The sequence below is a fragment of the Synechococcus sp. A10-1-5-1 genome, assembly GCF_023115425.1.
Lineage (GTDB): Bacteria > Cyanobacteriota > Cyanobacteriia > PCC-6307 > Cyanobiaceae > Vulcanococcus.
Genome location: NZ_CP096032.1, coordinates 278462 through 291542 on the forward strand (window position 1 = coordinate 278462; position 13081 = coordinate 291542).

Genomic DNA, 13081 nt, shown 5'->3' on the forward strand with positions numbered 1-13081 from the left:
GTGTGCTCAGCCTACGAAGCCTGACTGCGGCTTGCCATAGAGACGGTCGCCAGCGTCACCCAATCCGGGGAGAATTCGCTGTTGGCCGTCCAACTCCGCATCGATGCAGCCGGTGTAGATGGTGAGATCGCTGTAGCGCTCCCCCAGGGTTTTCAGGCCCGGACTAGCCGCCAGGGCGGAGATCACGCGCACCCGTTGACCTGTGACGCCCTTGGTCTCCAGTTGCTCGAGCACATTCAGCAGGGTGCCGGCGGTTGCCACCATCGGATCAAAGACCAGCACGCCCGCGTTGGCTGGAATGGATTCGGGCAAGCCGTTGAAGTAACAACGGCACCGTCCACTGGCTTCATCCCGTTGCAGGCCCATGTGGGCCACCGACGCACTGGGGATCACTGTCTTCGCCCCGTCCCAGAGGCCAAGACCAGCACGCAGGACGGGAACGGCCAGGACTGGAATCGAACCATCGACGATGGTTCCCTCTGTTTGGGCTAATGGCGTTTGCACCTGAACACGCTGGTAGGGGATCCAGTCGCGCATGGCTTCGTAAGTCAACCAGCGCCCCAATTCCGCCATGGCCGTGGCAAACAACGGCTGTGGCGTGTCCGCATCCCGCAGAAGGGTCAACCAGTGGCCAATGAGTGGATGGGGCGGCACCACCACCCGAAGGGTCTTGCTCATCGGTCGCGCTCCGGTATCCGCCTGCAATAACTTGAGCGCCCAAGCTAAAGCTGCAGTGCGGAACCTCGGAGCTCTTGCTCAGTCGCTCGTGGCCCGGTCGCTCACCGCCCTCGCCCTCTGCCTGGCTGTACTGGTGACGGCCGTTCTGCCTGCTCCCGCTCCGGCCATGGCGATCACAGCCCCGGAGCTTCGGGGTCAGCGCAGTGCTCAGGATCTGCAACCGGACATGCACGGCCGCAACTTGCAACAGCAGGAGTTTTTGAAAGCTTCCATGGAAGGTTTCGACTTGAGCGAAACCGACCTGCGCGGTGCTGTGTTCAACACCGCCAATCTTCAAAAGGCGAACCTCTCCGCAGCGGATCTTGAGGACGTCGTCGCCTTTGCCACCCGCTTTGACAACGCTGATCTCAGTGGTGCTGTCTTTCGCAACGCCATGTTGATGAACAGCAAATTCACCGGTGCCGTCATCGAGGGAACGGACTTCACCGATGCGGTGCTGGATCTTCCTCAACAGAAGGCCCTTTGTGCCCGGGCCAGTGGTGTGAACCCTCGTACCGGAGTCGACACCCGCGAAAGCCTGGCCTGCCGTTAATCAGCGCTTAGGCTCTGGTCTCCGGTTCTTCGGGGGATCAGCCCGAAGAGGAAACGGGGAAAGTCCGGTGAAATTCCGGCGCTGTCCCGCAGCTGTGAAGAGTCCTGACCCCAGGACTCCAGTCAGAACGCCCGCCGGTTCCATCCAAATGACCCCTGGCGCGGACCAGTTCTCTTGATGTTGAAGCGTTTTGGGGCCGCTGCGCTCCTCTTGGCTCCCGTTCTTGCCTCTCCAGCACTGGCCCATCACCCGATGGAGTCCCTGGCTCTTGCACCGTCACCCGTCAGCGGCCTGCTGAGTGGTCTGGCCCACCCGCTGTTGGGGCCGGATCATCTGCTGTTCCTCATGGCCCTGGGTTTGGTTGGGCTACAGCGCTCCATGCGCTGGACCATGGCCTTGCTCGTGGTTGGTTTGTCCGCCAGTGCCCTGGGTCTTTGGCTTCCTGGATTGCCTGGAGCTGAGGCCCTCGTCTCGCTGTCCTTGGTGGTTGAAGGCTTGGTGATCGCAGGACGCTTACCGGCCTTGAGCTTGATCCCTGCTTTTGCTCTGCACGGTTACGTCCTCAGTGCTTCGGTCATCGGTTGGGAGTCCACCCCGATTGCCTTCTATCTGCTCGGTTTGCTTCTGAGCCAAGGCGCTCTTCTTGTGGTGTCCTTGGTGGCCATGCGCCGCGTCAGCCTTGAGATTCAGCCCACCGTTAGACAGTTGTTGGCTGGTGTGATGGTCGGCATTGGCGCTGCCTTCACCTGGACTGCCCTTCTGGCCTGACGATGACTGCGGCTCCTGCATCCCGCCTACCGGTCACCGTCGTGACCGGATTCCTTGGCGCTGGTAAGTCCACGCTGCTGCGCCAACTGCTCGTCTCCAGTGGCCTCCGACTCGCCGTTCTGGTGAATGAGTTCGGTGAGGTCGGGATCGATGGCGACTTAATTCGTAGCTGCGGCTTTTGCCCCGAGGACGAGCTCGAGGGCCGTGTGGTCGAACTGGCCAATGGTTGTCTCTGCTGCACTGTTCAAGATGAGTTCCTGCCGGTGATGCAGCAGCTCCTTCAGCGGGCCGATCAGCTCGACGGCATCGTGGTTGAGACGAGCGGCTTGGCCTTACCTGTTCCGCTTGTCCAGGCCTTTCGCTGGCCCGAGATCCGCACCAGAACTCGGGTGACCGGTGTGGTGACGGTGGTCGATGGGGAGGCTCTCAGTGGCGGCAGCGTCGTTGCTGATCCCGCGGCCCTTGAAGCGCAACGTCAAGCGGATCCCAGCCTGGATCACCTCAGCGACATCAATGCGCTTTTTGAGGACCAACTCGAGGCCGCGGACCTCGTGCTGATGAGCCGGGCTGACTGCCTCAGTGATGAGGCCATTGGCGCCCTGCAAACGCGCTTGAGCGCCAAGCTCCGCAGCGGGGTCTCCGTCCTGCCCATGGCCCGTGGCAATGTTCCCGCCGCCCTGCTGATGGGACTGGATCGCCCGGAACACGAGGACCATCACCACGACCACGACCACGACCACGACCACGACCACGACCATCACGACCACACCCACGTGGCGATGGAGTCCATGGCTTTGGACTGGAAGGGATCGACCAGCAAGGCACAGCTGGAATTGCTTCTTCCGGCTGTGATCGCTGAGTACGGTCTGCTCAGGCTGAAGGGACGGGCTTGGCTGCCTGGAAAAAGCCACCCCCTCCAGATCCAGGCCGTGGGCCCACGGTTGGAGTGTTGGTTTGACACCAGCTCCCGATTGGATCGGCCCGAGATCGACGGGCTGGAGCTGGTCGCCTTAGGCCTTTCCTTGGACAGCTCAAAGCTCAAGGAAAAGTTGAGCGCGGCCCTTTCCTAATCGAGCGGCAGGTCTCCCTTCGCACAGATTCCGTCCCAGCAGAGCGCCTGGTGGGACCTCCAGCTGGGTTGCACCAGGCGTCTGGTTCCTTGGGCTTCCTGGAGTTCGATCCGACCTCGTCCGTCATGGCGGAAGTCGAAGCGACGGCGACCCACCTGCAGCCACCAGTGCTCACCGAGCCGCTCGACGGTCATCGTGCAGGGAAGCCAGGCACTGGAATCGAGGCGGCATTCCAAGGGCACTGTGAACGGCTCACCGGCCTGGGCTGCGGTCTGACAGGCCAGGGCGGCGCAGGCCGTCAGCAGCGAGGGCAGCGGATGCAGGTGGTTCATGGCGCCCCGTGGGACCACCACCAACCTGATCACGCAGAGGCTTGGCGACAGCCGGCCTGCCAAGATTTAACAAACCCCACCTAGAGCTCAGGTGCCCGTCTTCTCTGCCCGTGTGTTGGTCTCCCTGAGGCCCTCCGTGCTCGATCCCGCCGGTGAAGCCACCCGAGCCGCCGCATCACGCTTGGGTGTAGACGGCATTAGCAAGCTGCGGATTGGCAAAGCTGTCGAGGTGGAACTGACTGCCCCCGACGCCCAGACCGCACGTCAGCAGCTGGAGCTCTTGAGCGACCGGCTCTTGGCCAATCCTGTTATCGAGGACTGGAGCCTCGAGCTCAAGGACGACTCCAACGCAGGAGCCTGAGCAATGACCCTCGGCGTAGTCGTCTTTCCCGGGTCGAATTGTGACCGGGACGTTCAGTGGGCAGCCCAGGGCTGCCTCGGCATTGAGACCCGTTTCCTGTGGCATGAAGAGCGGGATCTGAGCGGACTCGATGCCGTGGTGATTCCCGGTGGCTTCAGTTATGGAGACTATCTCCGTTGTGGGGCCATCGCTCGCTTTGCCCCTGTGCTGGAGGAGGTCGTTGCTTTCGCGAACCGAGGCGGGCGCGTACTGGGGATCTGCAACGGCTTCCAGGTGCTGACGGAGATGGGATTGCTCCCTGGTGCCCTGACCCGAAACCAAAAACTGCACTTCATTTGTGAACCCACTGATTTGCGGGTTGAACCCGGCCAGTGCAGTTGGCTTCAGGGCTATACCAGCGGCGAAGTGGTGAACTTCCCCATCGCCCACGGTGAGGGCCGCTACCAGGCCGATCCTGATCAACTCAAGGTTCTGGAGGATCAGGGCCAAGTGGTCCTGCGGTACTGCCGCAATCCGAATGGTTCGATGGCTGATGTGGCAGGCCTGACCAATGCCAAGGGGAATGTGCTCGGTCTGATGCCTCACCCTGAGAGAGCCTGTGATCCCGCGACAGGTGGTGTGGATGGTCGTCGCTTGTTGGGCAGTTTGCTGGGATGACGCTCTGGGGCCGCCGTGAGCTGCTCCTTGGGGCGGTGACGGCGGCTGCCCCACTGGCTGCCCTCGCCGCCGGGGCGACGTTCCAGACCAGTCCTGCACCCCTGAAACAGGGGGCGCGCATCGCGGCGCTTGCGCCAGGCACCTGGCTTGAGCGGACAGATCCCATGCTTGAGGGACTGCGGCGGCGCTGCCAGCAAGAGGGCTGGGTGTTGTTAACGCCTCCTGAGTTAGGCGGTCAATGGCGATGGTTTTCGGCGACGGATCAGCAGCGGGCCTCGGCCCTTCGTCAGGCCTGGCTTGATCCCTCCATCGATGCCCTGTTCCTGGTCGGGGCCGGCTGGGGGAGTGCTCGCGTTCTCGAACAGGGTTGGTCGATCCCGCCTGGACCACGCTGGTGCGTTGGCTTCTCTGACTGTTCTGCCCTGCTTCTGGCTCAGCTGGCGGCTGGCAGTTCTGGGGCTATCCATGGCTGGTTCGGTGGCTCGGATCAGCAGTGGCGGCGCCTTGCGGCCCTGTTAAAGGGGATGAACGTTCCGGCCTTGCATGGTCAAGGGCTGCGTCCCGGCTTGGTTCAGGGACCGTTGGTGGTGAGCAACCTCACCATCGCCACCAGTTTGATTGGGACGCCATGGCTGCCCTCGCTTCGGGGCACGATTCTGGTGTTCGAGGACACCGGTGAAGCTCCATACCGGATCGATCGCCAGCTCACCCAATGGCGCACGTCCGGTCAGCTGGCTGGGGTGCGAGGTATCGGTCTTGGTCGCTTTAGCTGGGCCGAAGATGATGTGCTGCCAGGGGATTTCTCGATGGACGAGATCCTTGAGGAGCGTTTGGGGTCCTTGGGCATTCCCTTGGTGAAGGATCTGCCCGTCGGCCATGGACGGCCAAACATGGCCTTACCGCTGGGTGTTCAGGCGCGACTGGATGGGGGCAGTGGTCAATTGAGTTTGGTGTCGGCGCACGAGCCAGTGCATCAGCACAAAAAAAGGGGCCGTTAGGCCCCTCAACCCTGCACTGAAGACAGGTTTCAGTTGACGGCGGCGAAGAACTCTTTGCTCTTCACGGGGTCGGGGTTCATGGTCTTCTCGCCAGGGGTCCAGTTGGCGGGGCAGACCTCGTCGGGGTGGTTGCGGATGTGCTGGAAGGCCTGCAGCAGGCGAAGGGTCTCATCAACGCTGCGGCCGACGGGGAGGTTGTTGATGGTGCTCTGCATGATCACACCATCTGGATCGATGATGAAGAGACCGCGCAGGGCCACGCCAGCATCTTCGTCAAGGACTTCATAGGAGCGAGCAATCTCCTTCTTCAGGTCCGCCACCAGTGGGTAGGCGATGTCGCCAAGACCACCGTTCTTACGGTCGGTCTGAACCCAGGCCAGGTGGGAGAACTGGCTGTCCACAGACACGCCCAGCACTTCACAGTTCCGGCTGGAAAAATCGCTGTAGCGGTCGGAGAAGGCGGTGATCTCCGTCGGGCAGACGAAGGTGAAGTCGAGGGGATAGAAGAACAGCACCACGTACTTGCCGCGGTACGAGGAGAGGGTCACCTCCTTGAATTCCTGATCGACCACTGCGGTGGCAGTGAAGTCAGGAGCTTGAAGACCGACGAGCCTCGACATAGTCAGTGAAATGAGTGGTTGAGACAGGCGCGGAAGTGCCGACATTCGGTTAACCCGAACCCGTAACGACTTCCAGTTGTCACCGCAACAATTTATCACGCTTCTCCAGGCCGCAGGTTGCCCCATAGGCTGAGGGCATTACTGAACAGCGCTAATGGCTTGGGATCCGTCGCTGCTGCGGAAATACAACACCACAGGGCATTTTCGGCTGCTCAATCAGCTCCGTGGTGAGTTGAAGGACCAACCGATCCAGCGTCCCCTGGCCACCAGTCGTCCCGAGGCCACTCGCCGCAATCCGGTCCGTCGTCGCTCTGAACCGGATCAGCACATCGCGTCCAGCCCTTCCGCGACCCCTGCGCCTGTCAGGAGCGCTCCAAGCCGTAGCCGTCGCCAGCCTGAGCCCCAGCAACCTGCGATCACAAGCTTTGATCCGATCGTGACCGTGCCAGTTCTTCTGGACGCCTTTCAAGAACCGGATAACTAAGCAGTGACAGGCCTGCGGTACTGGTCTTCGTTACAAACCCTGTTGTTCCTTCATAAACGGGATCTCCTTCAGCTATTCGTTGAGTCAGAGCAGCATCCAATTTCCTCTTGATGACTGAAGCGACGACCTCGACCGCTCCCCTCAAGATCCTGGTTGCTGACGACGAAGAAAACATTCGCCGCATCCTGGAAACCCGATTGGTGATGCTCGGCCACGAGATCACCCTGGCTGAGAATGGAGCTCAGGCCCTCGAGCATTTCCGGGCTTCCGAGCCTGATGTGGTGGTGCTCGACGTGATGATGCCCGAGCTCGACGGCTTTGCCGTAACCGAGCGCATTCGCGCTCAGTCAGAGGTTCCGATCATCCTGCTGACCGCCCTGGGTGATGTCGCCGACCGCATTACGGGCCTGCAACTTGGTGCTGACGATTACATGGTTAAGCCCTTCAGCCCGAAGGAGCTTGAAGCGCGGATCCGCTGTGTCATGCGCCGTGTTTCGTCGGTTCAGGCCAATGGAGTGGCTGGTCCGGGGCGCACCGCCCATGTGGTGGTGGTCGGTGACCTCAGTATCGACTTCAACAAGCGTCAGGCCCATCGGGGCGATGAGCGGATCCGCTTAACCGGCATGGAGTTCAATCTGCTGGAGCTGCTGATCAGCCGATCTGGCGAACCGATCAGCCGCCTCGACATGCTCGAGAAGGTCTGGGGCTACAAGCCGGAGCGCTCCTCGGATAGCCGCGTCGTTGACGTGCACATTTCCCGTCTGAGAGCCAAGTTGGAAGACGACCCCGAGAACCCCGAGCTGATCTTGACGGCACGGGGTCTGGGTTACATGTTCCAGCGCATCCCTCAGGCCATGGAGGCCATCAGCGCTTAAAGCGATCCCTGAGGGACTAACCGACCTGGCGGCTGATGAAGCGCCGACACTGATCGATCGCTGCGGCCAGGTTCTCCGCTTGGCTCAGACCGGAGGCTTTCGTGGGAGTGAAGCTGTGGTCTCCGCTTGGCAGCCAGGCCAGTTCAACGGAGGGGGCCAGGGCGTACTGCTCCACTTCGTCTCGCTTGCCGAAGCTGTCTCTCTCCCCCTGGAGAACCAGACAAGGTGAGCGCATCACCTTGAGATGCTCAGTACGCAGGGACTCTGGTTTTCCTGGGGGATGAAAGGGATAGCCAAGACAGAGACAGGCTTGGACCTCTGGCAAGGCATCGATCAGGAGGCTTGCGATCCGGCCCCCGAGGGACTTCCCACCAATGATGAGGCTGCTCTCAGGACTGTGCTGTCGTTCCCGGCTCACCTCGTCCCGGTAGGCATCCAGAAGCTTGGGGAGACGATCGGGCCCACATCGGCGACCCAGTTCCCGGCTTCGCTGCATGTAGGGGAACTCGAAGCGAACCACCCGGAGTCCACAGGCTCCTAGGCCTTCGGCCATGGTGCTCATCCAGTCGCTATCCATCGGAGCACCAGCTCCATGAGCCAAAAGAATGGTGGTGTCCGACGCTTCTGGTCCATCGACCAACCTGGGGCCATCACAACGAGTCATCGCGCCAGAAGGGATTGGGCGTGACGGGTGAGTCTCGCTAGCCCGTTAGGGCTGTTTTCGACTATCAAATCAGCCTCCTGTTTCAACGGATCAATGAACTGACGCTCGCCGGGGAGCGTTTCAAAAACGGTTTGGCGAAGTGCGAAAGACAACGAATGCCCCCGTTCGTTCAGATCACGCCAGAGGCGGCGCCAGAGCCGCACCGGGAGTCCGAGCTCGAGATAGACCAACGACTGGAGGAGCGGCTGATTCAGCAGAACTTGCGGACCGAAGGCTCCCTCGAGGACTACCAGTTCATAGACCTGATCCAGCGGCTCGCGCCAGGTCCGGTGACTGACCATGTCGTAGCGACGCAGGGTGTCCGCTTCACGGCGGCAGATCTGATTGAGCTCCTGGAGCAGTGTCGTTGTGTCAATCCCCGCTGGAGTGTCGTAGCCGTAAACCGGATCGGGCGTCCAATTGGGCCAGTAGTAGTCATCGCAGGACAACTGCAGTGCTCTCACGCCCTGAGCTGACAAGGCCGTCTGGAGTGCTCGGACGATGGTGGTTTTGCCAGCCGCTGAGGGTCCGCAAATGCACAACAGAGGGATCATTGCTTCAACAGCCCAGGGAGAGGCGGCCGCAGTTCAAAGCTTTTGGGGACGTACCGTTCTCAAGAGTGTTCTGGTGTGACGACCCTAGGTCGGGCATTGGAATCTTCAGACAAAAAAACCCCGCTCTCGCGGGGCCCTGATCAATGGCGATCAAAGTGGCTCGGGGGAGACTTGAACTCCCGACCTTGGGGTTATGAATCCCACGCTCTAACCAGCTGAGCTACCGAGCCGCGGTGGTGTGATTGTAGAGGATCGCCGGTCCGAAACCCTGTTCGCAGCAGCGATCAGGCCCTTGGTGGGAGAAGCTGAAGCGGATTCACCGCTCCACGGCCAGCGGGGATGATTTCGAAGTGCAGGTGTGGTCCTGTACTGCGGCCGGTGCTCCCCATCAATGAGATGACCTTGCCCTGGGCGACGCTCTCTCCAGCGCGGACCAGGATTCGGCTGTTGTGGCCGTAACGGGTCACGGTTCCATCGGTATGACGCAGCTCGACGAGGTAGCCGTAACCGCCGCCATGCCATCCGGCTGAAACCACCTGACCAGATTTGGCCGCAACGATGGGAGTACCAATGTTGTTGGCAATATCGATCCCGCGGTGCATCCGACCCCACCGCCAGCCGTAACCAGAGGTGAAGATGCCTTTGGTGGGCCAGACCCAAGCTCGATCGTTGAGGTTCTCACCTGCCCCAAAGCCGAAGTCGGGCTGATCAGGCCAACTCAGACCACCAGAGCCGACGGGCTTGAGGCCGAGCACCATGCGGCTGCGAGCAGCGTTGGCCTGGGCGACGCGAATCGGAGTGCCCACGACGAGCTGAGCACCTCGAAGGCCCGGATTCAATTTCAGGAGCTTCTGGATGCTGAGGTTGTAGCGCTGAGCCACCTTGGCCAGGGTGTTGTCGCCACGGCGGATGCGGGCGGTGTCACTGGGCTCAGGCGGTGCCTCCAGCGGCGGTGTGCGGCGAAGTTCTGAGGTGTCAACGGCAGCAACCTGTTTGACCCGCTTGATGCTGCCGCTTGGCAGCACTAACCATTCGCTGCGGCTGAAGACATGATCTGCCTTGACATCGTTCAGCGAGGAGAGCAGTGACTCCTCTTGCTCCAGCTGGCGTGCAAGATGCTTGAGAGTGATGGCTTGCCGTGCCTTGACCCAGATCTTTTCGGTGCTGGGTTTGCTGTCGGCGGCGGCAATCAGATCAGCGCTAATTGCGGGGGGCGCCGAGAGCTGGGGTAGGGAGGCTGACTTGGAATCAGCCAGGGAAGGAGCGACAACAGAGCCGGCAGCCCCTAGGGCTGCTGTGCTGGCTGCTGTTGTCAGTAGAAAGTGAACAGGCTTCATCCAGTTTGGCCAAAGGTCAAAGCCCGGTGGAGAAGCCAACATCCTCCGGACGGCGCGAGATTAACGACTGGCCGGCACCCATGCAAGTCCAAGGGGTCAACTTCTGAGTCGAACACACCTGAGTCTCAGGCCGAGACCAACCGTGCTGCAAGCGGTTAGCTGTGTTCAAGTTGCCTGATGGCTTCGAAGAGAACGACTCCAACTGCAGTGGCGAGATTCAGGCTTCTCACTCCACCTCCGTGATCGATTGAGCCGGGCATCGGGATCAGCAAGCGTTGATCGACCTGACTCAGCAGCTCCTGCGGAAGGCCGCTGCTTTCCCGTCCAAACAACAACCAGTCGTCCTTGCGGTACTGGATCTGGTGGTACGGCTCGCTGGCATGCCGGCTCAAGGCCAGAAGGCGGCCACCCCGTTGGCTACGGACACGGAGGAAGTCCTCCCAGCTGCTGTGGCACTCAAGTTGGACCCAAGGCCAGTAGTCGAGTCCAGCGCGCTTCAAGGTTCGGTCATCAATCCGAAATCCCAGCGGTTCAATCAAATGGAGCTCAGTACAGGTTGCGGCGCAACTGCGGGCAACATTCCCTGTATTAGGTGGGATCTCCGGTTGAAAGAGCACGACCTTGGGCATGGAGATCAGCCAGGGACAGGGATTCCAAGCTGGTTCAGGTTGAGGGCTCGCCCATTGACCACAAGCCAGGACTCGCGACTGATGGCGTTCAACCGTTGTTGCAGCTCACCCATCCTGTCGCGGAAGAGACCGCCAATGGCTGTGGACGGAACCACACCCCAGCCCACTTCCTCCATGACAAACACCACCGGCTCGGTCTGAATGGCCAGCTGCTGAAGCAGGGCCGTGAAGCGCTCCTGCCAATGCTGTGGGCTGGCATCAAGGTGTTGGGCTAGCCAGGTCCCGAGGGCATCGATCAGCAGAAGACGCGGGTGCTTGGCATCCGCTGATTGATTCAGTGCGGCAAGGGCCGCCGTCAAATCAGGACCGACCTCCAAGGTCTCCCATTCGCTTGGGCGCCTGTCCCTGTGAGCAGCGACCCGCTGGGCCCAACGCTGGTCCTCGCCAGGGGCCTCTCCGGTGGCGAGGTAAATCACGTTCCCGGGATGTTGAGCTGCGAGATGCTCCGCCCAACGACTTTTGCCGCTGCGGCTGGGACCTGTGACGAGAACCAGTCCGGCCGAAACCCTGGCTTCAGCCGCCACCGTTCATGTTCTTCAGGGTTGCCACAGCCGATGGGGACACACGGTTGAGGTAGCGGAAGATCCAATACTTAAAAATCGTCGCCAACACCACTGGGAAGGTGGCGATGAACAGCAGGATGAAATTTTCCTCAGCTGGCAGCCCGAGGTGGTGAGCAATCCCGTCCAATAGGACCGTCCAACCTTCGGGACTGTGGAATCCGACAAAGATGTCGGTAAAGAGAATGATTGCGAAGGCCTTGGCGCTGTCGCTTAATCCATAGACGGCCTCGTCCAGGAAGCCACGCAGGACCTGGAGATCACGCCGGCAGAAGAGGCAGACGAAGACAAACCCAATCAGAGCGGCCAGGTCAGCCAGGACGTTTTTCGAAGCCTCCAAACTCTCCGCATCAGCCTCATCTTTGAGGGCATTGGCTCGACGGGCGAGGGCGGACTGGATCTCTTCAGGCGAGGGAGGCTGTTTCCCCTCCAGCAGAGCCTCAAACTCCAATTCCTGCTGGAAGAGCCGCAACTTGGCGACAGCCTTCTCCTGCAGATGAGGCTTCGTGTAATTCAGGAAGGGGATTTCAGGTGCGAAGCGATCCATCAGCGGTGAGATCAACAGACTCCGGCTGGTCTGTTGAATCACGAGCGGCACCAAGATCAGCAGCAGCAGGACCCGCAGCGAGACCAGGGTCGAGTCCCTGCGGCGACGGAAGCCCGCCACAACTGAGGCTTCTGCCTCCGGGTCGAGTTGACGGCGGACTCCGTCGAACATGCCCAGCAGGCTGCGGGGCAACATCTCAGGGGAGCGAGACATCGAAGGAGTTGTGGAGCGAGCCCTCCCGTAGCGGGAGACAACGCTCTCCACCAATTGCAGTTGTCTGAGCTCCTGACTGTCGAGTTCGGCCCGTCGAGGCGCGATATCAGCAAGGTTGTCTTGGGCGACCTGAAGCGCCGCACGAAAGCGCCGAAGCATCAGGGCCTTGGCTGATTTCGGAATGCTGAGTTCGAGCTCCGGCCGAACCGGTCGATCGTTGTAGTACTCGAGCTCGAGGCTTTGAATCAGCAAAGCCGCTTCGTAAGCCCTCTCGAGGTTGTTGCTCAGATCATGGGAACTGGCCCGATCAAAGCTTCCAATCCAATCGGTCAGCCCCATGGATTTCTCAGCGGGAGAAGACCCACCAGGTGATCATTGGTACCAGCGTGCCAACGACCAACAAAACGACAACCCAAAGAAACGCGTTACTGGATTCGGTTTCTTCCTTGGTCGGGATATTGGTTTCCACCGGCATCCGTTCCACCAGTTGCGGCGGGCCGGGATCCTCGCCCCCTTGGAGTACCACTTCCAGGCGATTGAGGGCATCGAGGCTGGCTTGGCGATATCGGGCTCCCTCCCGCAGAGGGAGACCCATCGTGCTGATGGCCGTGCTGGAAAGCAGGTTGGACGGCAGCTGCTCGAGCAGGTCTGCACTCGCCACGACGGAAGCGCTGTTGTTCTGTGCCTCAATCAACAGCAGCAGCAAGCCCTCACGGCTGCTCGCGTCCTGCCACTGTTGAAGCAATTCCTCCCCGAGGGTTTCAAGGCTGATGCCGTAGTCGAGGCGACGCAGGGTCACCAGACGGGCATCAACGCCGAGATCAGAAAATTGCTCGAGGCGCTGGTTGACATCGCCACTGGCAGCCCGGCTGAGAACGTCGGCGCCATCGAGGACATGGCTGCTGGGCCGCTGGGCGGGAAAATCAGCGACCCCAGTTGCCAGCGCAGCGGATGGGGCGATGAGGCCGGTGATCGCCAAAGCGGTGACCATCACCAGAGACCAGAGCTTGCTGCGGAGGAAATGACGCACCAGCGAACGCTTG

Annotated in this window: 18 protein-coding genes, 1 tRNA gene and 1 riboswitch; of the genes, 8 read left to right on the forward strand and 11 right to left on the reverse strand. The window is 60.9% G+C overall.

The window, feature by feature from the left end; all coding sequences use genetic code 11:
- Nucleotides 1–6: 6 nt before the first annotated feature.
- Nucleotides 7–678 (reverse strand): uracil phosphoribosyltransferase, encoded by a 672-nt coding sequence (upp, locus tag MY494_RS01430; protein WP_247910967.1) that lies wholly within the window; start codon nucleotides 676–678, stop codon nucleotides 7–9.
- Between the two features lie 166 nt (nucleotides 679–844).
- Between upp and MY494_RS01435 the strand changes: the two genes are divergently transcribed.
- The 3 genes from MY494_RS01435 to cobW all read left to right on the forward strand — a co-directional run bounded on the left by MY494_RS01435 (nucleotide 845) and on the right by cobW (nucleotide 3108).
- On the forward strand, nucleotides 845–1270 hold the full coding sequence (locus tag MY494_RS01435; protein WP_247912095.1) for a pentapeptide repeat-containing protein: 426 nt from the start codon (nucleotides 845–847) through the stop codon (nucleotides 1268–1270).
- A gap of 5 nt (nucleotides 1271–1275) precedes the next feature.
- A riboswitch (cobalamin riboswitch) is annotated at nucleotides 1276–1424 on the forward strand.
- Nucleotides 1425–1447: 23 nt separating this feature from the next.
- Nucleotides 1448–2038 carry a HupE/UreJ family protein gene (locus MY494_RS01440; RefSeq protein WP_247910968.1) on the forward strand — a complete coding sequence of 197 codons (591 nt, stop codon included), beginning with the start codon at nucleotides 1448–1450 and terminating at the stop codon, nucleotides 2036–2038.
- A gap of 2 nt (nucleotides 2039–2040) precedes the next feature.
- Entirely contained in the window at nucleotides 2041–3108 is a 1068-nt protein-coding gene (gene cobW, locus MY494_RS01445) for a cobalamin biosynthesis protein CobW (RefSeq protein ID WP_247910969.1), read from the forward strand.
- Here cobW and MY494_RS01450 read toward each other — a convergent pair.
- Nucleotides 3105–3440 (reverse strand): hypothetical protein, encoded by a 336-nt coding sequence (locus MY494_RS01450; protein WP_247910970.1) that lies wholly within the window; start codon nucleotides 3438–3440, stop codon nucleotides 3105–3107. The genes cobW and MY494_RS01450 overlap by 4 nt on opposite strands.
- Nucleotides 3441–3531: 91 nt before the next feature.
- Here MY494_RS01450 and purS point away from each other — a divergent pair, with 91 nt between their 5' ends.
- From purS to MY494_RS01465, 3 genes are read left to right on the forward strand one after another with little or no spacing between them, the layout of a single operon-like run.
- Nucleotides 3532–3801 (forward strand): phosphoribosylformylglycinamidine synthase subunit PurS, encoded by a 270-nt coding sequence (gene purS, locus MY494_RS01455; protein WP_247910971.1) that lies wholly within the window; start codon nucleotides 3532–3534, stop codon nucleotides 3799–3801.
- 3 nt (nucleotides 3802–3804) lie between these two features.
- Nucleotides 3805–4458, forward strand: coding sequence for a phosphoribosylformylglycinamidine synthase subunit PurQ (gene purQ, locus MY494_RS01460; RefSeq protein WP_247910972.1), 654 nt, complete (start codon nucleotides 3805–3807; stop codon nucleotides 4456–4458).
- Entirely contained in the window at nucleotides 4455–5456 is a 1002-nt protein-coding gene (locus tag MY494_RS01465; RefSeq protein WP_247910973.1) for an LD-carboxypeptidase, read from the forward strand. The genes purQ and MY494_RS01465 overlap by 4 nt, the downstream gene beginning before the upstream one ends.
- A gap of 29 nt (nucleotides 5457–5485) precedes the next feature.
- Here the strand turns inward: MY494_RS01465 and MY494_RS01470 are convergent, their stop codons facing one another.
- Nucleotides 5486–6076 (reverse strand): peroxiredoxin, encoded by a 591-nt coding sequence (locus MY494_RS01470; protein WP_247910974.1) that lies wholly within the window; start codon nucleotides 6074–6076, stop codon nucleotides 5486–5488.
- Between the two features lie 154 nt (nucleotides 6077–6230).
- Here MY494_RS01470 and MY494_RS01475 point away from each other — a divergent pair, with 154 nt between their 5' ends.
- On the forward strand, nucleotides 6231–6560 hold the full coding sequence (locus MY494_RS01475; protein ID WP_247910975.1) for a hypothetical protein: 330 nt from the start codon (nucleotides 6231–6233) through the stop codon (nucleotides 6558–6560).
- 110 nt (nucleotides 6561–6670) lie between these two features.
- On the forward strand, nucleotides 6671–7435 hold the full coding sequence (gene rpaB, locus MY494_RS01480) for a response regulator transcription factor RpaB (protein ID WP_247910976.1): 765 nt from the start codon (nucleotides 6671–6673) through the stop codon (nucleotides 7433–7435).
- A 16-nt stretch (nucleotides 7436–7451) separates the two neighbouring features.
- Here rpaB and MY494_RS01485 read toward each other — a convergent pair whose 3' ends face one another.
- The 8 genes from MY494_RS01485 to psb32 form a co-directional block, all read right to left on the reverse strand.
- Complete coding sequence (locus MY494_RS01485; protein ID WP_371820643.1) at nucleotides 7452–8012, reverse strand: alpha/beta family hydrolase; 561 nt, start codon at nucleotides 8010–8012, stop codon at nucleotides 7452–7454.
- An 83-nt stretch (nucleotides 8013–8095) separates the two neighbouring features.
- The gene (locus MY494_RS01490) at nucleotides 8096–8692 is read right to left on the reverse strand and encodes a uridine kinase (RefSeq protein WP_247910978.1); all 597 of its coding nucleotides are present in this window, start codon (nucleotides 8690–8692) and stop codon (nucleotides 8096–8098) included.
- Between the two features lie 156 nt (nucleotides 8693–8848).
- A tRNA-Met gene (locus MY494_RS01495) sits at nucleotides 8849–8922 on the reverse strand.
- 54 nt (nucleotides 8923–8976) lie between these two features.
- The gene (locus MY494_RS01500) at nucleotides 8977–10029 is read right to left on the reverse strand and encodes a M23 family metallopeptidase (protein WP_247910979.1); all 1053 of its coding nucleotides are present in this window, start codon (nucleotides 10027–10029) and stop codon (nucleotides 8977–8979) included.
- Nucleotides 10030–10184: 155 nt separating this feature from the next.
- Nucleotides 10185–10658 (reverse strand): tRNA (cytidine(34)-2'-O)-methyltransferase, encoded by a 474-nt coding sequence (locus MY494_RS01505; protein WP_247910980.1) that lies wholly within the window; start codon nucleotides 10656–10658, stop codon nucleotides 10185–10187.
- Nucleotides 10659–10663: 5 nt separating this feature from the next.
- Nucleotides 10664–11242 (reverse strand): bifunctional adenosylcobinamide kinase/adenosylcobinamide-phosphate guanylyltransferase, encoded by a 579-nt coding sequence (cobU, locus tag MY494_RS01510; RefSeq protein ID WP_247910981.1) that lies wholly within the window; start codon nucleotides 11240–11242, stop codon nucleotides 10664–10666.
- Nucleotides 11232–12377 (reverse strand): proton extrusion protein PcxA, encoded by a 1146-nt coding sequence (gene pxcA, locus MY494_RS01515; protein ID WP_247910982.1) that lies wholly within the window; start codon nucleotides 12375–12377, stop codon nucleotides 11232–11234. The genes cobU and pxcA overlap by 11 nt, the downstream gene beginning before the upstream one ends.
- A gap of 7 nt (nucleotides 12378–12384) precedes the next feature.
- Entirely contained in the window at nucleotides 12385–13029 is a 645-nt protein-coding gene (gene psb32, locus MY494_RS01520; RefSeq protein WP_371820701.1) for a photosystem II repair protein Psb32, read from the reverse strand.
- Between the last annotated feature and the right edge of the window lie 52 nt (nucleotides 13030–13081).